At 72.7% G+C, this 20,927-nt stretch carries 17 protein-coding genes; 11 read left to right on the top strand and 6 right to left on the bottom strand.

All coding sequences use genetic code 11. From position 1 onward, the window contains the following. Nucleotides 1-20 precede the first annotated feature (20 nt). Nucleotides 21-3,227: a hypothetical protein gene (locus ABGB17_RS10825; RefSeq protein WP_347628052.1), complete on the top strand. Its 3,207-nt coding sequence runs from the start codon at nucleotides 21-23 to the stop codon at nucleotides 3,225-3,227. A gap of 106 nt (nucleotides 3,228-3,333) precedes the next feature. On the opposite strand, the gene ABGB17_RS10820 is transcribed toward ABGB17_RS10825, so the two are convergent. Together ABGB17_RS10820 and ABGB17_RS10815 are read right to left on the bottom strand one after the other, a co-directional pair. Next, entirely contained in the window at nucleotides 3,334-4,368 is a 1,035-nt protein-coding gene (locus tag ABGB17_RS10820; RefSeq protein WP_347628050.1) for a hypothetical protein, read from the bottom strand. 160 nt (nucleotides 4,369-4,528) lie between these two features. Beyond that, nucleotides 4,529-7,429 carry an AAA family ATPase gene (locus ABGB17_RS10815; RefSeq protein ID WP_347628048.1) on the bottom strand — a complete coding sequence of 967 codons (2,901 nt, stop codon included), beginning with the start codon at nucleotides 7,427-7,429 and terminating at the stop codon, nucleotides 4,529-4,531. 206 nt (nucleotides 7,430-7,635) lie between these two features. Here ABGB17_RS10815 and ABGB17_RS10810 point away from each other — a divergent pair, with 206 nt between their 5' ends. Further along, nucleotides 7,636-9,315 carry an alkaline phosphatase D family protein gene (locus tag ABGB17_RS10810; protein WP_347628046.1) on the top strand — a complete coding sequence of 560 codons (1,680 nt, stop codon included), beginning with the start codon at nucleotides 7,636-7,638 and terminating at the stop codon, nucleotides 9,313-9,315. A gap of 118 nt (nucleotides 9,316-9,433) precedes the next feature. On the opposite strand, the gene ABGB17_RS10805 is transcribed toward ABGB17_RS10810, so the two are convergent. Next, complete coding sequence (locus tag ABGB17_RS10805; RefSeq protein WP_347628044.1) at nucleotides 9,434-10,453, bottom strand: FkbO/Hyg5 family chorismatase; 1,020 nt, start codon at nucleotides 10,451-10,453, stop codon at nucleotides 9,434-9,436. Nucleotides 10,454-10,748: 295 nt separating this feature from the next. Here ABGB17_RS10805 and ABGB17_RS10800 point away from each other — a divergent pair, with 295 nt between their 5' ends. Next, on the top strand, nucleotides 10,749-11,570 hold the full coding sequence (locus ABGB17_RS10800) for a class I SAM-dependent methyltransferase (RefSeq protein ID WP_347628042.1): 822 nt from the start codon (nucleotides 10,749-10,751) through the stop codon (nucleotides 11,568-11,570). A gap of 48 nt (nucleotides 11,571-11,618) precedes the next feature. On the opposite strand, the gene ABGB17_RS10795 is transcribed toward ABGB17_RS10800, so the two are convergent. Continuing rightward, nucleotides 11,619-12,110, bottom strand: coding sequence for a metallophosphoesterase family protein (locus ABGB17_RS10795; protein WP_347628040.1), 492 nt, complete (start codon nucleotides 12,108-12,110; stop codon nucleotides 11,619-11,621). Between the two features lie 108 nt (nucleotides 12,111-12,218). Here ABGB17_RS10795 and ABGB17_RS10790 point away from each other — a divergent pair, with 108 nt between their 5' ends. From ABGB17_RS10790 to ABGB17_RS10780, 3 genes are read left to right on the top strand one after another with little or no spacing between them, the layout of a single operon-like run. After that, the gene (locus ABGB17_RS10790) at nucleotides 12,219-12,815 is read left to right on the top strand and encodes a sulfite oxidase-like oxidoreductase (RefSeq protein ID WP_347628038.1); all 597 of its coding nucleotides are present in this window, start codon (nucleotides 12,219-12,221) and stop codon (nucleotides 12,813-12,815) included. Beyond that, nucleotides 12,785-13,540 (top strand): ferredoxin reductase, encoded by a 756-nt coding sequence (locus ABGB17_RS10785; protein ID WP_347628036.1) that lies wholly within the window; start codon nucleotides 12,785-12,787, stop codon nucleotides 13,538-13,540. The genes ABGB17_RS10790 and ABGB17_RS10785 overlap by 31 nt, the downstream gene beginning before the upstream one ends. Continuing rightward, nucleotides 13,537-13,806, top strand: a complete 270-nt coding sequence (locus tag ABGB17_RS10780; RefSeq protein ID WP_347628035.1) for a DUF6510 family protein — start codon at nucleotides 13,537-13,539, stop codon at nucleotides 13,804-13,806. Before ABGB17_RS10785 ends, ABGB17_RS10780 begins: the two co-directional genes overlap by 4 nt. Nucleotides 13,807-13,847: 41 nt before the next feature. Here the strand turns inward: ABGB17_RS10780 and ABGB17_RS10775 are convergent, their stop codons facing one another. Continuing rightward, nucleotides 13,848-14,906 carry a sulfite oxidase gene (locus tag ABGB17_RS10775; RefSeq protein ID WP_347628033.1) on the bottom strand — a complete coding sequence of 353 codons (1,059 nt, stop codon included), beginning with the start codon at nucleotides 14,904-14,906 and terminating at the stop codon, nucleotides 13,848-13,850. 84 nt (nucleotides 14,907-14,990) lie between these two features. Then, nucleotides 14,991-15,668 carry a GntR family transcriptional regulator gene (locus ABGB17_RS10770; RefSeq protein WP_347628317.1) on the bottom strand — a complete coding sequence of 226 codons (678 nt, stop codon included), beginning with the start codon at nucleotides 15,666-15,668 and terminating at the stop codon, nucleotides 14,991-14,993. A 231-nt stretch (nucleotides 15,669-15,899) separates the two neighbouring features. On the opposite strand from ABGB17_RS10770, the gene ABGB17_RS10765 reads away from it, so the two are divergent. The 5 genes from ABGB17_RS10765 to ABGB17_RS10745 all read left to right on the top strand — a co-directional run bounded on the left by ABGB17_RS10765 (nucleotide 15,900) and on the right by ABGB17_RS10745 (nucleotide 20,897). Continuing rightward, nucleotides 15,900-17,174: an MFS transporter gene (locus ABGB17_RS10765; RefSeq protein ID WP_347628031.1), complete on the top strand. Its 1,275-nt coding sequence runs from the start codon at nucleotides 15,900-15,902 to the stop codon at nucleotides 17,172-17,174. 56 nt (nucleotides 17,175-17,230) lie between these two features. After that, nucleotides 17,231-17,995: a 5-oxoprolinase subunit PxpA gene (locus tag ABGB17_RS10760; protein ID WP_347628316.1), complete on the top strand. Its 765-nt coding sequence runs from the start codon at nucleotides 17,231-17,233 to the stop codon at nucleotides 17,993-17,995. 138 nt (nucleotides 17,996-18,133) lie between these two features. After that, nucleotides 18,134-18,754: an allophanate hydrolase subunit 1 gene (locus ABGB17_RS10755; protein WP_347628029.1), complete on the top strand. Its 621-nt coding sequence runs from the start codon at nucleotides 18,134-18,136 to the stop codon at nucleotides 18,752-18,754. 170 nt (nucleotides 18,755-18,924) lie between these two features. After that, nucleotides 18,925-19,809 carry a biotin-dependent carboxyltransferase family protein gene (locus ABGB17_RS10750; protein WP_347628027.1) on the top strand — a complete coding sequence of 295 codons (885 nt, stop codon included), beginning with the start codon at nucleotides 18,925-18,927 and terminating at the stop codon, nucleotides 19,807-19,809. 296 nt (nucleotides 19,810-20,105) lie between these two features. After that, a complete protein-coding gene (locus tag ABGB17_RS10745) occupies nucleotides 20,106-20,897 on the top strand; it encodes a putative hydro-lyase (RefSeq protein ID WP_347628025.1) in 792 nt (263 codons plus the stop codon). Nucleotides 20,898-20,927 lie beyond the last annotated feature (30 nt).

Here is a 20,927-nt window from a genome sequence, read left to right as displayed (position 1 = left end):
GGGTGCCGGGGGGTACCGCCATGACGTTCGAGAACGGGCAGATCGTGCACTCGCCGGGGCAGGGCGGGGAGATGGTGGTGGCGGCCTATTCGCAGGACGACAACATCATCGTGAACTGGGGGCCCACGACGCCGTACCACTACGACAAGTTCCTGGTGCGGTGGGACCGGGGGGACGTCAACATCGGGCAGGTCACCGTCGACTCCTACATCGATCGGGACCGGGGGTTCTACGCCATCCCGGTGTCGGCCAAGGGCCGGTACCGGATCGTCGTCGAGGGGTGTGACGACAAGGGGGGCAGCAGGTGCCGGCAGAGCTGGACGGCGCCGGCGTTCGTGGACCACGAGGTGCCGCTGCCCCGGTTCTCCTGCGAGAACGGCCTGCCGTCCGGCGCCATCGGCCAGCGCTGGGCGTACGTCGGCGGCAAGGAAGGCGCGATCGGCTGCCCCACGGGGCCGGAGCGGGACGTCACGGGCGGCAGGGCGATGTCGTTCGAGCACGGCGAGATCGTGCACAGCCCGGGGCAGGGGCCGGACATGGCGGTCGCGGTGTACCAGCAGGGCGGCACGCTGCACGCCGACTGGGGGGACACGCGGCCGTTCCACTACGACCGGTTCCTGGTGCGGTGGGACCTGGACGGCCGCAACCTGGGGCAGACCGACATCGACGCGGACACTTACGCCAAGAGCTGGTCGGGCCACTGGAGCACCCCCATCAGCAAGCCGGGCCGCTACACCGTGATCGTCGAGGGGTGTGACGGGCGGTTCCTCCAGTCGTCCACGTGCCAGCAGAAGTGGACGATCCCGGCGTCGGTCCAGGCGGTGTTCCCCGACCCCCAGCCGCCGTCGCAGGACTGCCCCGTCAGGCCCGCCGCCAAGCTGCTGCTCGACCGGTGGGTGATGACCGGCGCGAAACACGGCCCGCTCGGCTGCCCCACCGGCGCGGAGCGGGAGGTGCAGAACGGGCTGTCCATGCCGTTCGAGCACGGCACCGTCGTCACCAGCCCCAAGCAGGGCGACAAGATGACGGTGGCCGCCTACCAGCGGGGCGTCGACCTGGTGGTGGAGTGGGGCGACACCTACCCGTACGAGTACGACCACTTCCTGGTGCGGGTGAGCCGCGGTGGCCGCGACCTCGGGCAGGTGGAGGTCGACCCCGACGACGACGCGCAGGAGCGCTGGGGCACCCGGGTGTTCCGGCCCCGGCACTACGACGACAAGGACGAGAACGACCCGGTCGTGGACAGCGTCGGGACGTACTCGGTGATCGTCGAGGGCTGCGACGGCGGAGGGCTCGGCAGTGACGACTGCCTGCAGGGCTGGACGGTCCCCGCGCAGGTGCCGTACGTCGCCAAGGGCGACCTGGACTTCAGCGAGATCCCCGTGCCGCGCACCGCCGAGCAGGCGTGGGCGGTGGCCCCGGAGCGCAGGGCGGGCCGCGAGCGCACCTACCTCCAGGAACGCGTCAGGGCCGCGGCGGCCCACATCGCCTGCCCGGCGCCGATGCCCATCGAGGTGTTCGACAACGAGGACAACTTCGTCACCACGGCCCTGGCCAAGCTGTACTACCACTACGACGACGCCCTGAGCGACTCGCCACGACGCTGCACCGGCATCAGGTTCCGCCTGGACAGCGAGGTCAACAACGCCCTGCGGCTCCAGACCATCAAGAGCAACGCGGGCACCGAGGCCGGTTTCCCCTGCAAGCGGGAAGGCGAGTACGACGTCGCGTTGAAGGGCTACGTCCTCATGTACTACGCCTTCGAGGGCCTGCTGGACCCGGACGTGCGGTACCGCCTGCTGCGCCTGCTCAACAAGCGCGGCGGGCACAACACGGGCGACGACACCATCTGCGGCGCGCTGAAGGTCGACGAGAGCGAGAACCACCGGCTGCTCATCGAGACGTCGCGGTACCTCACCAACCAACTGCTGGCCCGCACCGACAAGAGCGCGCGGTACGACAACGAGCGCAACGGCATGAACACCTTCATGCTGAAGTGGCTGCAGAGTTTCCTGAAGAACGACTTCATCGAGTACAACGCCCGCCCCTACCAGCGCTACAGCCTGGCCGCGATCCAGAACCTGTACGACCTGGCGGAGGACAAGCGGGTGAAGCTGGCGGCCCAGATGGTGCTCGACTACGTGAGCGCCAAGTACGCGGTGTCCGCCAACGACGGGCGGCGCGACAGCCCGTTCCGCAGGCTCAAAACCGACTGGCATCCCGACCTGTTCCACTCGCAGAGCGACGCGCTGCGTGACCGCATGCTGGCGTACTTCGGCCCGACCGCGGTGATGAGCGAGCTGGACCCCCCGGGTTTCGTGCCCGCGTCGTCGGCCGGCGAGCTCCTGCTGGCCGGGATCAGCCAGTACCGCCCGCCGGACCTGATCGCCGACCTCGTGCTGAACCACGACCACCGGAACTTCTTCCAGCGGTTCTCCCACGCGGGCATCGAGGCCTACTCCGCCACACCGGACTTCCTGATCACCGCGGGCGGGGTGCCGAGCCCTCCGGCGTACAAGGTGCTCGGCAGGGGCCGCGGCGTGGACTCCGGCACGGTGGTGCCCACCACGCTGATGCCGACCGGCCACCTGGTGAGCACCGAGCAGATGATCCGCATCGCCACCTTCCTCGGCACCGGCTGCGTCGCCCCGGGCTTCGCCTGCGGCGCCGGCGTCGTGATCCCCGGTCACTACCTGCGGGCCGACCGGCCGCAGTGCTGGATCACGAAGGGGCAGTGGGTTTTCGTGGACGCCGCCACCGCCGCCTGCACGGGCACGGACCGCGGGTTCTACGTCGCGGCACGCAAGAGCGCCGACGACAAGGAGATCGCGTTCTTCGAGGCGGTCCCCAAGGCCGCGATCGCCGGGGTGCCGCTCGCGGACTTCGCCGCGCGCACCCTGGAGCGCAACGAGAAGCGCGCCTTCGGCATCAGCCGTTCCCGGTACACCAAGTGGGACGGCACCGAGGTGGTGTTCGCCAGGGACACCGGCGCCGCGCTGCCCACCTGGTGGAACTACTCGGTGGTCAGCACGGGCGTGCCGTCCGTCGACAAGGTGCCGTGGTCGGCGCGTACGGGAGGTGTGGGCCCGCTGGCGGCGGGGACCGTCGTCAACAGCCGGGGCCGCACCGGGTACGTGACCATCGACAACCCCGCGCTCGGCACCCGCCTCACCCTGGACTTCACCAGGGCGCTCGCTCCGGCGCGGACGGAGGGCCGCGGCCCGTAGGCCCTCCGTCCGCGCATCATCCGAAACAGACGTGTGCAGCCACGCCCTTCGGAAACCCCGGTGAGCCCGGCCCGACCGCCAGGAACTCACCGGGGCCGTCGCGGTGCTACCGGGGCTTGCCGTAGTCGATCGGCAGCGCCTGGAGCCGCTCCACCGGGATCTCGCTCAGCACGAAGTACTTCTCGCTGCCGTCCGGGATCAGGTCGTCGGGGTCGAACAGCTCGATGTACGGGTCCACGCCGCCGTTGCGCGCCATCTCCAGCCGCGGGTCCTCGGCGTAGGTGACCACGGCGCCCCCCTTGTCCGTCATGATCAGCCCGTACTCCTGCATGGCCCGCGCGATGGTGCGGGCGGCCGGGCTGGTCAGCGTGCGGATGTCGAACGTGGGGTCGAGCCGGAACCGCTGGCCCTCGCACGGGATGTCCTCGCCCTCGACGAAGCCGTCGTTGCGGGTGGCCGGCCAGGAGTTGCAGTTCGCCCGGGTGCGCACGGTCACGATGTTGAGTGCGTGGTCGATGTACCCGCGGCGCAGCTCGTCGATCCTGATGGTGAACGCGCCCATCGGCAGGCCCGTGGCGGTGGCGCCGAGGGGGTTGTCGAAGATGCCGGGGTTGCGGGAGTAGCGCTCGATCTTGCCGCCCCAGCAGGCCGACCAGTTTCCGTTCGCGTCCTTCTCGGCCCGCCAGAAGTCCCAGTAGGTGTCGGTGGACGGCTGGTAGATGGTGACGGCCGAGTCCGTGCCGATGGAGGTGATCATGTCGGGCGGGGTGGGCACCGCGGCGAGGCTGTCGGCGATGACCGGGGCGAGGTGCGGCAGGTTCAGGCAGTCGGAGAACGTCCAGCGCTTACGCGGGGTGCGCCGGTCGACGTAGTAGATGGGCGTCGAGTAGGTGTCGGTGTTGATCGCCCAGGTCTGCCAGTTGTTGTCCTTGTCGTACTTGATGTTGTCGACGATGGCCTGCGAGTTCGGCGCCAGGCGGACGTCGCGCGGCAGCTTGGTGTTCCACGGGCCGTGTCTGGAGAAACCGTTGGACGGCTTGCCGTGGCCGTGGCCGCCGTTCGCCAGCGACGGGGTGGGCGCCAGGGCGCCGTTCGCCAGGGCCAGCGCGCCGGCCGCCAGCGCGGAGATCACGTACCTCACGCTTTTTCGCATGACAGACCGTGCCTTCCAGTGGTGATTCGAGGGGGGCGCGGGCCAGCGTAGATCGATGGCTCCCCTGCATGCTTCCGGGACGGCCCCGGGACATTTCGGCCCCTCACCCTGGGAGTCCGCACCCGCCCCCCTGGTGGGGCGGGCGGGCTCACGCGTCGTCGGACACCACGCGCCGCAGGTCGGCCCGCGTGGTGATGTCGAGCCTGCGGAACACGTTGGTGAGGTGGAACTCGATCGTCTTGCGGCTCAGCACCATGCGTTCGGCGATCTCACGGTTGGACAGCCCTTCGCAGACCAGGGCCACGACGGCGCGCTCGGCGGGGGTGAGCGTGCCGAGCGCGGCGGGCGGCCCCTCCAGGCTGAGCCCGGCCCGCTCGGCGGCGTGCCGGGTGCGGGCGGCGTACGCGGCGGCACCCATCGCGGAGAAGCGGTGGTACGCCGCGCGCAGCGCGCGTTCGGCCGCGGCCCGCCGGCCTGAGGCGTCCAGGTAGCCGCCCATGAGCAGGTCGAGCCGGGCCGCTTCCAGCCGCAACCCGGCGGTACGGGCCAGCGGGACGGCGCGGCGGCAGTGGCGCAGCGCCTCCTCCAGGTCGCCGGACGCGGCGGCGATCTGGGCGCGCACCCGCGCCACGCACACCTGCACCGACAACCGTCCGGGCGGCATGGGGCGGCGCAGGAACTCCTCCAGCGCCTCGCACGCCTCGGCGGGCCGGCCGAGCTGGGACAGGGCGTCGGCGCGCAGGGGCCCGAGCAGGTGGGTACCCGGCTCGGGCGAGGGGTACTCCGGCGGCAGGTCCTCCGCCACCGCGAGCAGACGGGTCGCGTCGTCGCGGGCCTGGGCGAGGGCCGCCTCGGCCGCGGCGGCGTACGTCAGGCCGGCGGCGGTGCCGACGTGGCGGGCCCAGCGGGCGGACTGCGCGGCGTGCGCCTCGGCACGTTCCCAGGACGCCTGCGCGGCGAGCGGGTAGGCCGCCAGGGCGTGCACCATGGCGTAGTCCCAGACGCGGTCGTTCTCCTTGGCGTCGCCGACGGCGGGCTCGGCGTGCAGGACGGCCTCGCCGAGCGCGCCCATGCGGTATTCGGTCTCGGCGAGGAAGCAGAGGGCCTGCTCGATGCGCAGTGGCTCGCCGCGCGCGGCCCGGTCCACGGCGGTGGCCAGGTCGTCGCGGGCACCGGGCAGGTCGTCCGTCCATAATCGGATCATGCCGCGCGCCACCAGCCCTTCAAGCCCGGACGGCGCGCCGGGGGCGTCCGCGCGGGCCAGCGCGGCGAGGGCGCGCGGGGCCTGGCCGGACAGGGCGAGGCCGACACATTCGGCGAACCAGCCGAACGCCGCCACCCACGGTTCGCGCGCGGCGGCGACCGCGACCGCGCCGTACTCGATCATCTCGGACGGCGTGGCGCCGAGCACCGCCATGATCGCGAGCTGGGTGGCCACCCGGGCCTCCAGGTCGCGCGGCCGTCCCGGCTCGGGCGTGGCACCGTCCCTGATGGCCGCGAGCGAACGCCGCAGCAGGCGCCGGGCGTCGGCCATGCGGCCGTTGAGCAGGTGCTGGTAGCCGGACACGTAGTCCGGCCACGCGCCGGGGGCCATGTCGGCCAGCTCGGCCTGGTACTCCCGCGTGGTGGCGGCGTCCCCGGCCACCAGCAGCGCCTCGACGGTGGTGAGCAGACGCGGCACACGCTCGGGGCCCGCCGGGGTGAGGTCGAGCGCCTGGCGCAGGTAGACCGCGGCGAGGGCGGGACGGCCCCGGGCCCGCTGGGCGCGTGCCTCACGTTCGACGTCCGCGGCGAGCTCACCGTCGGGGCCTTCCGCGGCGGCGATGCGGTGCCAGATGTCGGCGGGGCCGCCGCCGAGGCATGTGGCACGCCGGTGCAGGCCGCGCCGGACCGCCATGTCCAGGTCGTGGTAGGCGAGCCCCCGCACCAGGGCGCCGGTGAACGCCAGCTCGTGGCCGGCCGAGCCGGGCACCTCCTCCAGCAGCCCCGCGCGGATCGCCTCGGCGGCGGCCTCGGTGAGGTCGGCCTCGCCGGTCATCTCGCGGATCTTGGAGAGGCCGAACCGCGGCCCGAGCACCGCCCCCGCGGCGATCAGATCGCGGGTGGCCGGGCCGCAGGACGCCAGCCGGGCCCGCAGGACGGCGGCCACCCCGCGCGGCGCGGGCAGCGGGCCGTGCCCGAAGGCGATGGAGTGCATCGGCACCTCGTCCAGCAGGTGCCGCACGTACAGAGGGTTGCCGCCGGTGTGCTCGTGCAGCCGCGCGGCGCCCTGCGGGGACAGGCGGGGGTGGCCGCACGCGGCGGCCAGCCGCACCAGGTCGGGCGCGGACAGCCCGGCGAGCGTCAGCCGGGCGCCGCGCCCGGTGTCGAGCAGCCGCCGCCACCCGTCGCCGAGCTCGCGGAGCTCTCGGAAGGGGCCGCCGGTGAACGGGCGGGACAACTCGCCCGGGGTCTGGTGGATGAGGATGAGCAGCACCATGGCGTCCGCGAGCCGCCGGGCGGCGAGCCGGAGCGCCGTCATGGACAGCTGGTCGCCCCAGTGCGCGTCGTCCACCACAAGCACGAGCGGGCCGCGGGCGCGCAGTTCCAGGGCGAGCGACCGCGCGACGAGCCACGGGTCGGCGTCCCCGCCGGCCGGGTCGGGCAGCGGCCGGCCGATCGGCGGCGCGCCGCGGACGCCCAGCGGGCCGGCGTCGCCGGCGGGTGGTGGCATCGGCTCCGGGTGCCTGACGCCGGGCCACACGTCAGGCTCGGCCGCGCGGTCGCGATGGACGGTGTGGTCGGCGCTCTGGGAGATCTGGGTGAGGAGGGACCACGGGAAGTCGGCCTCGTCCTCGTCGGCGTCGGCCCAGATCACCGTGGGCGGCGCGACCTGGCCGAGGAAGCGGCGGACCAGGGTGGTCTTGCCGATGCCGGGGTCGCCCTCGACGCCGACGACCCGGGGCACGCCGGCCAGGGCCGCGTCCCAGGCCGCGCCGAGCACGCCCAGCTCATGTTCCCGTCCGACGAAGCCGCCGTCGTCTGATCTCGTGCCCGCGCTGCCAGTCACGCGTGCCTCTCTTCTCTCGCCCCCACCCGGTCCGATGTCGTTCGCCGCCCCCGGTCTCCCCGCGACCCGTCCGGGTCCCGGGACGGCGGAGACGGACGGTCTCGATGGAGTATGTCGCCTTTTTTATGACTTTTGTGGTTAACCAAGTAGTCACGAAGCTGGGCAAGGCTACGGGGGTTCCCTTCCTTGATCGTCAGGGAGTCCCCATGCCGCACCTCGACCGCCGATCCTTCCTCGTCACCGGGCTCGCCGCGGGCGCGGTGGCCGCCGTCCCCGCGACGAGTGCCCTCGCGGAACCCGACCCCACCGCCGAGACCGCGCAGAGCCTCGCCTCCCGCGGCCTGCGCACCGACCCCTTCACCCTCGGCGTGGCCAGCGGCGACCCCGACCACAGCGGTTTCGTCATCTGGACGCGACTCGCGACGCAGCCGCTCGCCGAGGACGGCATGGGCGGCATGCCGCTCCGCCCGTTCGCCGTGCAGTGGCAGATCTACTCCGACGAGCGGTGCCACCGCGTGGTGCGCTCGGGCGTCGCGAAAGCCGTCCCCGAGTGGGGGCACAGCGTGCACGTCGAGGTGGACGGCCTGCGGTCCGACCACGAGTACTGGTACCGCTTCCGCGTCGGCCCGTACGTCTCCCCGGCCGGCCGGGCGCGCACCGCGCCGCACCCGCTGTCGTTCGGCGGTGCGCTCGCCATGGCGTTCGTGTCCTGCGCGCAGTACGAGCACGGCTACTTCACCTCCTACCGGCGCCTCGCCGAGGACCACCCGGACCTGGTGCTGCACCTCGGCGACTACCAGTACGAGTACACCAAGGACACCTACACCATCCCCGGTGGCAACATCCGTGACCACGAGGGTCCGGAGACCGAGACGCTGGCCGGGTACCGCCAGCGGCACGCGCAGTACAAGACCGACCCCGACCTGCAGGCCGCGCACGCCGCCGCGCCGTGGCTCGTCGTGTGGGACGACCACGAGCTGGACAACAACTGGGCCGACGAGGTGCCCGAGCGGCCCGAGGTGCCGCAGCCGAACTTCCTCGCCCGCCGCGAGGCCGCGTTCCGCGCGTACTACGAGAACATGCCGCTGCGCCGCACCTCGATCCCGCGCGGCATCGACATGCAGCTCTACCGGCGGGTCCGCTGGGGCGCGCTCGCGACGTTCCACATGCTCGACACCCGGCAGTACCGCGACGACCAGGGCTGCGGGGACGGCTACGACGACTGCCCGGCCGCGGTGGACCCGGCGCGGTCCATCACCGGCGCCGCGCAGGAGGCGTGGCTGCTGGACGGCTTCCGCAAGTCCCGGGCCCGGTGGGACGTGCTCGGGCAGCAGGTGTTCTTCGCGCAGCGCGACAACAACGCCGGCCCGGCCAAGGTGACCAGCCAGGACGCCTGGGACGGCTACGTCGCCTCCCGGCGGCGCATCACGCAGGGCTGGGTGGACGCCAAGGTGCGCAACGCCGTGGTGCTCACCGGCGACGTGCACGCGCACTGGGCGTCGGACCTGAAGCTCGACTACGACGACCCGACCGGCCCCTCGGTCGGCGCCGAGCTGGTCGCCACCTCGATCAGCACCGGCGGCGACGGCGCGGACTCCGACCCGTCCACCCACCCGTTCCTCGCGATCAACCCGCACCTGAAGTTCTACAACAACCAGCGCGGCTACGTGCTCACCACGATCGAGCGCGACCGGATGACCGCGGACTTCAAGGTGGTGCCGCGGGTGACCGAGCCCGGCGCCGAGGTCTACACGCGCGCGACGTTCGTCGTCGAGGACCGGGTGCCCGGCGTGCAGCAGACGTACCTGCGGCCGATGGACCCGGCGCTGCGGTCCCGCCAGGTCACCGTCGAGGAGACGGTGGAGTGGGAGACCAGGCGTCCCTGAACGGTGTCTCGTGAGGGAGGCGGCGCCCGTGCCGGGGGTGCCGCCTCCCGCCGTTCCCGCCGTCCGTGTCGTCCCCACCGTGCAGGCCGGGCAGGCCCGTACGGGCCGGGGACACCGGTCAGGCCGGGCGGACCCGGGGAGCCACCGCCTCGATCTCCACCAGCAGGTCGTCCCGGCAGATGTCGACGTTCACGTACGCCACGGCGGCGCTCGGACCGAAAACCTCCGCGCATATTCTCCGAGCGACCGGAATATCGGCCTTGCGCTTGACGTAGACCTTCACGCCGTCCAGGTCGCGCAGCGACAGGTCGGCGTCTATTCCATATCGAGAAAGGTTTTCCCGGCCCACCAGAACGGCGATGTTCTCCAGCGTCGTCGTCGTTTGCCGCGCCATGTCGCCCACGTGAACGGTCTCGCTCCCGACGATACTCGCGGTGCCGGACACGAAGAGGCGGCCGGTGCCGTCCGGCGCGGCGAGATACGTCGCCCTGGCGAAGCTCGGCGCCTTGACGCCGTATTTCGGGGGGTAACGGTAGGCCGGGGTCTGGCGGGGGTTCTCGATGTGGACGGCGCGGGGTGTGCGGGTGGCCAGCAGGTAGAACGCCACCCCGCCGCCGTGGCTGCCGACGCACGTCGCGGCGGGCAGCATCCCGGGCGGCACGCCCCCGCGCTCGAACGCCATGGCCCGCCCCTGGCAGAACCGGCCGTACACGTCGCCGCCCCGCCCGTCGGGGTCGTTGATGCCGTGCACCATGTTCCACATGCGCGCCAGATGCGGGTAGCCGAGCAGCCTGACCACCTCGAACGCCGCGAGGTAGGCCTCCTCGGTGGCGGTCGCCAGGTCGGCGTCCTCCCCCGTGCGGCCGCACAGGAACAGGTACTCGCCGTCGCACGCGTACGCGAGGCCCCGGTGCTGGCCGGTCACCACGCTCGTACCCGCCCGCCACACCTCGGTGAACCGCGTCATGTCCTCGTCGCCCATCGGCATCGCCATGAAGGGGCGGCCGTCCCGCACGATCGGCCCGCCGACGCGGTCGCAGTACTCGACGGCTCCGAGTACCCCGCCGTCATGCCCGGGCCCGCCGGCCGCCGTCTCGAATCCGCATTCGAGGTCCGCCACAGAAGTCGCTGTGATCATGATGGCTCCATCCGCCGGAGAAGAGGCAGAACTCAAGCATCAGGGCGAAACAGCGCGGGATCACCTTCCAGAATGCGGGCGCACTCACGTGTCCTGCATATTCGGATAAACGGTTATCACCGGTCTCATGAGGCCGTAACAGTACGGTGAGAATCCGCCGAATCCGCGTGCGCGAATATCCGTGTCCACGGCCGGCCAAACGGCTTTCTCGAAGAAGAAAGGGCGAGGGTGACTTCGCGAGGCTGGCAGGTGACCCTCCCCACGGAGATCAGCCCCCTAGCCGAAGGTCTCAGTGATGACACAGCAGATCGTGGAGCGGTACGGCGACCAGATCTTCAACCACGCCGCCACCTCCGAGGACGAGCGCCTCGGCGCGCTCACCGCCGAGCTCGACCCCGCGACGTTCCGCCGCCTCGGTTCCCTGCCGATCCAGCCCGACTGGCGCTGCCTGGAACTCGGCGCGGGCACCGGGACCGTCGCCCGGTGGATGTCGGAGCGTTGCCCGGACGGCGGGGTCGTGGCCACCGATCTGGACCTGGAGCTGGTGCGCCGCAACGACGGCGACGCCGGTGTCACGTGGACGCACCACGACCTGACGCGCGACGACTTCCCGCCCGGGTCGTTCGACCTCATCCACGCCCGGTACCTGTTCTGTCACCTGCGCGGGCGCGACCAGGACCTCGCGCGGGTCGTCCGCTGGCTGGTGCCGGGCGGCTGGCTGGTGCTGGAGGAGCCGGCGCGGTTCCCCATCGAGGCGTCCTCGCACGACGCGTACCGCACGACCGGCATGGGGGTGTTCACGGCGCTCGCCGAGCGCATCGGCACCGACTGCGATTGGCCGCGCGATCTGGCCGGGCACATGGGCCGCGCCGGGCTGATCGAGCTGGACACCGACGTCGCCTACTCCATGGTGGGTGGCGGGCGCCCGATGGGGCGGTTCTGGGAGCTGACCGTCGAGCAGCTCGCCCCGGTGTTGTGCGCGATTGACGGCATCACTCCCGGCATGGTGGCCGACACGCTGGTACGGCTGCGTGACCCGGACTTCCGCGAGCCCGGCATGGCGACGGTCGGCGTCACCGGCCGCCGGCCGGTCGCCGGGCCGCCCGCGGCGGCCTGAGCCGGCGCCCGCCCCTCCGGCCGGGGCCCGTCTCCCGGCGGCTCAGGCTCAGGTGACCGGGACGATGCTCGCGGCCACCAGACGCCCGTCCGACACCTCCAGCAGGCCGACGGTGCCGTGCGGCTGGCGGCGGCGGTCGGTGGGGGAGCCGGGGTTGAAGACGCGCAGGCCCTGCTCCTCCTGGTCCCACGGGATGTGGGAGTGGCCGAACACCACCAGGTCCGCGGCGGGGAAGCGGCGGCGCAGACGGGCCCAGCGGCCGACGGCGGGGCCGCTGTCGTGGATCATCGCGACGCGAAGGCCGTCGAGGTCGAGCTCCAGGGTCTCGGGTGCCGTCACGTCCGGGCCGTCGTTGTTGCCCTTGACGGCGCGCACCGGGGCGTAGGCCGCCAGCTCGTCCAGGACGGCAGCGGTGCAGATGTCCCCGGCGTGCAGGATCAGGTCGGCGCCGCGCAGGTGCTCCGCCACCGCGGGCGGGCAGGATTTCCAGCGGCGCGGGGCGTGGGTGTCCGCCAGCGCCACGATCCGCACGTCACTCACCCCCCTCCTCCGTCCTCCCCTACCCCGGCCCGTAACAATGGTGTCCTAGCCTTGGGGCCTGGCGCCGATCTTCGGCGTGTACGACCAGTGAACAGGACGGTGATGGCCGTGAGCGTGATCTCCCGCGGCTTTCGCGGCCGAGGACGGCCTGACGCGAACCTCCCGCCGGGGCAGTATCTGACCAAGGACTTCCCGGTGCTGTCCGCCGGGCCGACGCCCCGGATCGACCTGGACCGGTGGGCGTTCACCCTCACCACCGAGTCCGGCGAGCAACGCCGGTGGAGCTGGGAGGAGTTCCGCGCGCTGCCGTCGGAGAAGGTCACCGTCGACCTCCACTGCGTGACCAAGTGGTCCAAGTTCGGCACCACCTGGGAGGGCGTACCGGTGGAGGCGCTGCTCGACGAGGTGGACACCGCCGCCGACTTCGCGCTCGCCCACTCCTACGGCGGGTACACCACCAACATCCCGGTCGAGGACCTGGTGGACGGCAAGGCGTGGGTGGCGTACCGCTACGACGGCGAGGAGCTGGAACCCGAGCACGGCGGCCCGGCCCGGCTGCTGGTGCCCCACCTGTACCTCTGGAAGAGCGCCAAGTGGGTGAAGGGCATCCGGCTGGGCGACGAGGACGAGCCGGGGTTCTGGGAGAGCGTCGGCTACCACAACTACGGTGACCCATGGCGCGAGCAGCGGTACTGGGGCGACTGACCTGGCGGGCCGCCACGGTGGCGGCCGTCAGGGCGGAGAACGCGACCGCGCGCACGCTCGTGCTCGACGTGCCTGACTGGCCCGGCCACGTGCCCGGCCAGCACGTGGACGTCCGGCTCACCGCGCCGGACGGTTACTCGGCGCAGCGCAGCTACTCGATCGCGTCGGCACCCGGGCCGGGGCGGCTGGAGCTGACGGTGCAGCGGGTGGACGACGGCGAGGTGTCCTCGTACCTCGTGGACGTCGCCGAGCCCGGGGACGTGTTCGAGCTGCGCGGGCCGGTGGGCGGCTACTTCACGTGGTCGGCGGCCGACCCCTCGCCTGTGCTGCTGGTCGGCGGCGGGTCCGGGGTGGTGCCGTTCATGTCGATGATCCGGGCGCGTGCCGCCGCGGGGGCCTCCGACGGCCTCGCGCCGTTCCGGCTGGTCTACTCGACGCGCACGCCGGCCTCTCTGCTGTACGCGGGCGAGCTGGCCTCCGGGCCCGGCGTGGAGATCGTGCTGGCCTACACCCGGGAGGCGCCGCCGGGGTCGTCCCGGCCGCCCGGGCGGCTGGACGCCGGGCTGCTGGCCGATTCCGGCTGGGGGCCGGGGCGCATGCCGCTGTGCTACGTCTGCGGGCCCACCGGGTTCGTCGAGACCGTGGCGGATCTTCTGATCGACCAGGGGCATCCGGCCGATCGCATCAGGACCGAACGTTTCGGACCCACCGGAGGCGCATCATGACCGACCCACGAGTCGACGGCAACGAACTGGCGGGCCCGCTGCGCGAGGTGTTCGCGGTGGACATCACGGCGGCGCGCTGCCGCTGCGCCGGGTGCGGCCGGTCGGGCGCGGTCGCCGAGCTGCAGGTGTACGACCGGGCACCGGGTCTGGTCGGGCGCTGCCCGGAGTGCACGGCGGTCGTGCTGCGGCTGGTGCGCGGGCCCGGGCGGGCGTGGCTGGACCTCAGCGGGTTGTCGTACGTCGAGTGCGCCATCCCGGAGAGCTGACCCGCGCGGTCGTCCCGAGCGCTGCTTCCGTGAGGCGGCCGTCAGGGGCCGCAGGTGACCGTGACGCGGTGCCAGGAGGTGTTGGCGTAGCCCTTGGGGTTCCACACGGTGCGGGGGTCCTCGGGCTGGGTGGCGGCAGCGTCGTCCCATGCGCGGACGGCGATGGTGGTCCGGCCCTCGGGCAGGTCGGCGGTGGCGCGCCAGTGCCGCCAGGCCCATGGGCCGGGTGAGGTGCCGAGGTCGGCCGGGTGCCAGGTGCTCCCGCCGTCCAGGGAGACCTCGACCCGGGCGACCGCGCGCCCGCCGCCGGTGTAGGCGTACCCGGTGATCTCGGTGCGGCCGGGGGCGAGGCGGGCGCCGTCGCCGGGGCTCAGGATCGCGGAGTTCAGCGCGACGGGGCCGAGAGTAATGGCTTCCGCGCGGCCGTTCATGCCGGGGTCGGCGGGCAGCAGCCGGTAGGCGACGGCCTGGTAGTAGTTGTCGGACGGCGTGGCCCGCGCGGTGACGCGGGTGAGCCACTTGACGCTGCGGGCGCCGATCCAGCCGGGCACCACGACGCGCAGCGGCGCCCCGTGCACCGGGGGCAGTGGCTCGCCGTTCATCGCCCAGGCGAGCAGCACCTCGGGAGCGGTGGCCTTGATGACCGGGACGGAGCCGCCGAACGGCTGGGGCGGCGACATCTCCGTGGACACGTCGCATCCCTGGAAGGCGATGTGCGCGGCGTCCGGCGTCAGCCCGGCGCGGGCCAGGACGTCCCTGAGCCCGGCCCCGGTCCAGGACGCCGTGGAGGTGGCGCCGGGTCCCCACGGGTCCTCGCCGGGGATGTCCCGCACGGCCAGCAGCCCGGCGCGGCGGTTGCCCGCGCACTGAAGGGTGGCCACCACGGTCCGCTCGGGGAAGCCCGCGCGCAGGTCGTCCAGGGTGAGCTCCAGGGGGCGCTCCACGAGGCCGTCCACGGTGAGCCGCCAGGCGGCGGGGTCCACGACGGGGACGCGGCCGTGGTCGCGCGCGTAGAAGGCGTCGAGGGGGGTGATCACCTGGCCGGCCAGCGCGGACGGCGGCGGCTCCGCGTTGTACGGGTGCGTACCGTGCACCCGCATGTCATCCCTTTTGCCCCATTTGTCCACACCCTCGGGATTCCCTCCGACGGCCGGGACGACACCCCGCTCCGGGGACGCGCCTCCTCAGGCGTGGGCCTTGACCAGCTCTCCCTCGGCGTGGGCGAGGTACTTCTCCAGGGCGCGCTGGGCGCCGTCGAGGTCGCCGGCCTCGATACGCCGCAGGATGTCGCGGTTGAGCGGCAGGTAGTGGCCGTGGAAGGCGCGCGGGTCCGTCATGACGAGGAAGGCGAGGCGCAGCTCGGCGAGCACCTGGCGCATCAGCTCCTCCAGCCGCGTGCTGCCGGCGAGCTCCACGAGGGCCTGGTGGAACTGCATGTTCGCGGTCCCGACGTCCACCCAGCGCTCGTCGTCGGCGGCCCGCTCGGCGGCGCGCACGGCCTCGCGCAGGCGGGCCAGTCCCTCCTGCGAGGGCGGGACGGCCTCCCGCAGCGCGGCGCACTCCACGATGCGGCGCACGCGGTACAGGTCGGCGACGTCCTCGGCGGTCAGCGTGCGGACGAAGACGCCGCGGTTGAGCCGGTGCACGAGCAGCCGCTCGTGGGAGAGCAGGCGGAACGCCTCACGCAGGGTGTTGCGTGAGATGTCGAGCGCGCCACCGATGGCGTCCTCGGCGAGGCGCTCACCCGGCTGGTACACGCCCTCGGTGATGTAGCCGCGCAGGATGGCGGCCACACGCTCGGCGGTGCTGGTGCGCCCGAGCAGCGCGCGGTCCCGTTCGAGGCGCTCGGCCGCCTCCGCCATATCCACCACGACCGCGCGGCCCTCCGCTCGAACTGCCCGGTTCAGCCGCGAACCGCCAGGTCGGCACGGTGGCGGCTCACCGGGATACACGGCTGCGAAAAATAGTATCACACGAAACTATTGTCAAATCGTTGAACGATCCGTATGTTCAACGTACGGTCCCGACCGGGGCCGGGGAGACGCCGAGGTCGCCGTCTCCGATCGGGCAGACACGGCAAGAAGAGGTGTGACATGACGACATCAAGCACGCCGCACCAGGCCACCGTCGAGGACCGGGGACCCCGGGCCTTCGCCTGGTACACCACGCTCGGCACGGACGGCCGCCAGGCCTTCAAGGGCGCGTTCCTCGGCTTCAGCCTGGACTCCTACGACTTCTGGGTCCTCCCCCTCAGCCTGGTCGCCATCGCGGCGACCTTCGGCCTCAGCACCGGCGAGACCGGCCTGCTCGCCACCGCGACACTGGTCTGCTCCGCCATCGGCGGCGTCATCGCGGGGGTGCTCGCGGACCGCATCGGGCGCGCCACCACCCTGATGATCACGGTGGTCACGTACGCGGTCTTCACCGCGCTGTGCGGTCTCGCGCCCAACTACGAGACCCTGCTGATCTTTCGCGCGCTCCAGGGCATCGGGTTCGGCGGCGAGTGGGCCGCCGGGGCCGTCCTCGTCGCCGAGTACGCCGCGGCGCGGCACCGGGGACGGGCGCTCGCGGTCATCCAGAGCTCGTGGGCGGTCGGCTGGGGCCTCGCCGTCATCGTGTACACGCTGGTGTTCGAGCTGGTCGACCAGGACCTCGCCTGGCGGGTGCTGTTCTGGACCGGGGCGCTGCCCGCGCTGCTCGCCATCTGGGTGCGGCGCAACGTCACCGACGCGCCCGTGCACACCGAGCGGCGCCGCCGGGCCGGGCACGCGCCTCTGCTCGGCATCTTCGGGGACGGCCTCGGGCGCACCACGTTCTTCGCCACGCTGCTCGCCACGGGGGTGCAGGGCGGGTACTACACGCTGGCCACGTGGGTGCCCACCTACCTGAAGGACGAGCGCGGGCTGACCGTGATCGGGACGGGCGGCTACCTGGCGTTCCTCATCACGGGGGCCTTCGCCGGCTACCTGACCGGCGGCTACTTCACCGACCGCATCGGGCGCAAGGCGACGTTCGCCGTCTTCGCGGTGCTGAGCGGGAGCCTGATCGTGCTGTACACGCAGCTTCCCGCCGACGCCAACACGTACGTGATGTTCCTCGGGTTCCCCCTCGGGTTCTGCTCCTCGGCGATCTTCTCCGGGTTCGGGGCGTACCTCGCGGAGCTGTACCCGGGTCACATCCGGGGCAGCGGGCAGGGTTTCACGTACAACGTGGGACGGGGCATCGGGGCGTTCTTCCCGGCGATCATCGGGTACCTGGCCACGACCTATAGCGTGGGCGGTGCCATGGCGTTCGGCGCCCTGGCGTACGGACTCGCGGTGATCGCGCTCCTCGGGCTGCCCGAGACCCGCGCCCGGGACCTTTCCTGACCATTCCATCCACCTGGCCACGAGACCCGAGGGAGCAGACGATGCCTGAACCGACCATACGCATCGACCTCAACTCCGACCTCGGAGAAGGCTTCGGCCGCTGGGAGCTCGGCGACGACGAGGCGCTGCTGTCCGTCGTCACCAGCGCCAACGTGGCCTGCGGCTTCCACGCCGGCGACCCGACGATCATGCGCCGGGTCTGCCGGGCCGCCGCCTCCCGGGGCGTCGCCATCGGCGCCCAGGTCGGGTACCGGGACCTCGCCGGCTTCGGGCGGCGCTTCATCGAGATGCCCCCCGAGACCCTGGCCGACGAGATCGTTTACCAGATCGGCGCGCTGGACACGTTCGCCCGCCTCGCAGGGGCACGGGTGACCTACGTCAAGCCGCACGGCGCCCTGTACAACGCGATCGTGCACCACGAGGAGCAAGCCGCCGCCGTAGTGGCGGCGGTCCAGGCATACGACCCCACGCTGCCGGTGCTGGGCCTGCCCGGCTCCGCCTGGCTGCGCCTGGCCTCCGAGGCCGGCCTCACGACGGTGGCGGAGTGCTTCGCCGACCGCGCCTACACACCGGAGGGGACGCTCGTGCCACGCGGGCGCCCCGGTGCCGTCCTGCACGACCCCGTGGAGGTGGCCCGGCGTACCGTCCGGATGGCCCTCGGAGAGCCGATCGAGGCGGTGGACGGGTCGCTGCTGGTGATCCGCGCCAAATCCATCTGCGTACACGGGGACACCCCCGGCACCGTGGCCCTGGCCCGCGCCGTCCGGGAGTCCCTCGTCGCGCACGGAGTGACCCCGGCACCGTTCGTGGAGCGGAAATGACGACCCGCGCACGGCCGTGCGGCGACGGCGCCCTGCTGGGGGAACCGGACGACATGGAGGAACAGAAATGACGGCCCGCGCACGGCCGTGCGGGGACGGCGCCCTGCTGGGGGAACCGGACGACATGGAGGAACAGAAATGACGGCCCGCGTGCGGCCGTGCGGGGACGGCGCGCTGCTGGTGGAGGTGGACGACGTGGAGGAGGTCGTCGCCCTGTACGACACGATGGCCGCCGCCCCGCTCGCGGGCGTCACCGACCTCGTCCCCGCCGCCCGGACCTTGCTGGTCCGGTTCGAACCCCCCGCCCGCCCCGAGACGGTGGAGGCCGCCGTCCGCGCCGCCCGTCCCCGCACCGGCCGGCGCGACGCGGCCGGCGAGGTCACGATCCCGGTGGTGTACGACGGCGCGGACCTCGCGGAGGTCGCCGCCCTGACCGGCCTGACCGAACTCGAGGTGATCTCCGCCCACACCGGGACCCCCTGGGTGGTGGCCTTCTGCGGCTTCGCCCCGGGCTTCGGCTACCTGACCGGCGGCGACCCCCGCCTGACCGTCCCCCGCCGCACCGAGTCCCGCGTCCGCGTTCCCCCCGGCTCGGTGGCCCTGGCGGCCGGCTTCAGCGCCGTCTACCCCCGCGAGTCCCCCGGCGGCTGGCGCCTCATCGGCCACACCACCCTGCAGATATGGGACATCACAGCCGACCCCCCCGCCCACCTCCGCCCCGGCGTCCAGGTCCGCTTCACGGAGGCCACCCGTGGATGACCACCCGCCCCCCTCACGGAGCCACCCCGCGGACGGCCATCCTCCCCTCTCCCCGAGCCGCCCCGCGGACGGCCACCCACCTCGCTCGCGGAACCGACCCACAAGTGATCACCTCCCCCCAAGCCGCCCCGTGGGGGGCCACCTTCCCCGCGCGTGCCCGGAGGTGGGCCATGGGTGACCGCGTACTTCTGGAAGTGCTGGTGCCCGGCCCGATGACCACCGTGCAGGATCTTGGGCGTCCGGGGCTCGGGCACCTCGGGGTGGGGCGTTCCGGTGCCGCGGATCGGGACGCGTTGCGGCTGGCCAACCGGCTGCTCGCCAACCCGGAGGGGGCGGCGGGGCTGGAGGTGACCATGGGGGGGCTGGTGGTGCGGGCCCATGGTCATCTGCTGGTCGCCCTCACCGGTGCCCCGTGCCCGGCGACGGCCACGGGCCCTGACGGCCGTGCCCGAGGTATCGGGCACGCAGCGGTGGAGTGCCTGCCACCGGGGTCGGTGCTCCGCCTCGGGCTCCCACGGTACGGTCTGCGCACCTACCTCGCCGTGCGCGGCGGACTGGCTGTGGACAAGGTCCTGGGCTCCCGGTCCACCGACACCATGGCGGGCCTCGGGCCCCCCCGGCCCACCGCGGGCACCCTGCTCCCTGTGGGGCCGCCTCCCGAGGGTTTCCCCCTGATCGACCTCGCCCCCATCCCGGCGCCGCCCGCGGGTGAGGCGGTCCTGGAGATCGCTCCCGGGCCGCGAGACGACTGGTTCACCCCGGACGCGCTCGACACCCTGTGCTCCGAGCCCTACGAGGTGACCACCGACAGCGACCGCGTCGGCATGCGCCTGCGCGGCCCCCGGCTGACCCGCGCCCGCGACGGGGAGCTCCCCACCGAGGGCATGGTCCCGGGAGCGCTCCAGGTCCCCCCCTCCGGCCAGCCCACCTTGTTCCTCGCCGACCACCCGGTCACCGGCGGCTACCCGGTCATCGCCGTCGTCCGCACCAGCGACATCGGCCGCGCCGCCCAGACCCGTCCCGGCGACCGCATCCGCTTCCACCTGAAGCACTGAGCGAATACCAGGTCAACCACCGTACGAAGGCGCCGGATTCACCACACCACGTCCCGCCGTCGCGGCGCCGGCCACCCACCATCGAGCACACGGACCGGAAGCCGCACCTCAGACGACACCACCAGGACCACCGCACCACCCCCGCCGACACGGCGCCGATCGAAACCGCCGGACGGAGACCTCGGCAACCCGTACGCCGACGACGCAACCGCCGTCGGCGCGACGCCGGGCCGGTGTGATCCGCCGGATGGGCGGGAGTGCGACGCATGGACAGGACACGACGAAAGGACGATCACATGGTCATGCCGATGGATCCGGCCGGGCTCACGCCGCGGGAGGCGCGGGAGTTGTTCCGGAAAGGGCTGGTGACGCCTACGGCGGGGTGGGCAGCGGGGTGGGCGCAGGCGAATCTGCTGGTGTTGCCGGAGGAGAGGGCTTACGAGTTCTTGCTGTTCGCGCAGCGGAATCCCCGGGCGTGTCCGGTGCTGGACGTCACCGAGGCGGGGGAGGTGTCGGCGTCGATCTTCGACGGGGATCTGCGGACGGATCTGCCGGCTTACCGGGTCTACCGGGACGGGGAGCCGGTGGCCGAGGTGAGCGACGTGCGGGAGTACTGGCGGGACGACCTGGTGAGCTTTCTCATCGGGTGCAGCTTCACGTTCGAGGGGGCGTTGCTGGAGGCGGGGGTGCCGGTGCGGCACATCGAGGCGGGGACGAACGTGCCGATGTACCGGACCGATCGGGAGTGCAGGCCCGCGGGACGGTTGTCGGGGCCGATGGTGGTGTCGATGCGGCCGGTGCCGGCCTCGCTGGTGGCGGAGGCGGTGCGGGTGACGGCGCGGTACCCGGCGGTCCACGGGGCGCCGGTGCATGTGGGGGATCCCGCGGCGCTCGGCATCACGGATCTCGGCCGGCCCGACTTCGGTGAGCCGGTCGAGATCCGCGCGGGGGAGACACCGGTGTTCTGGGCCTGCGGCGTCACGCCTCAGGCCGCGGTCATGAGGTCGCGGCCGCCGTTCGCGATCGGCCACGCGCCCGGCCACATGGCGGTGACCGACGCCCGGGACAGCGCGTACCTCGTGCCGTGACGGCGTCTCCTGTCCGGGCCGTCCGGCCCG

Origin of the sequence: Sphaerisporangium sp. B11E5 (assembly GCF_039871875.1) — a bacterium.
Classification (GTDB): Bacteria; Actinomycetota; Actinomycetes; order Streptosporangiales; family Streptosporangiaceae; genus Sphaerisporangium.
The sequence above is the reverse complement of the archived record's forward strand: the minus strand, read 5'-3'. Positions and strand labels throughout refer to the sequence as shown.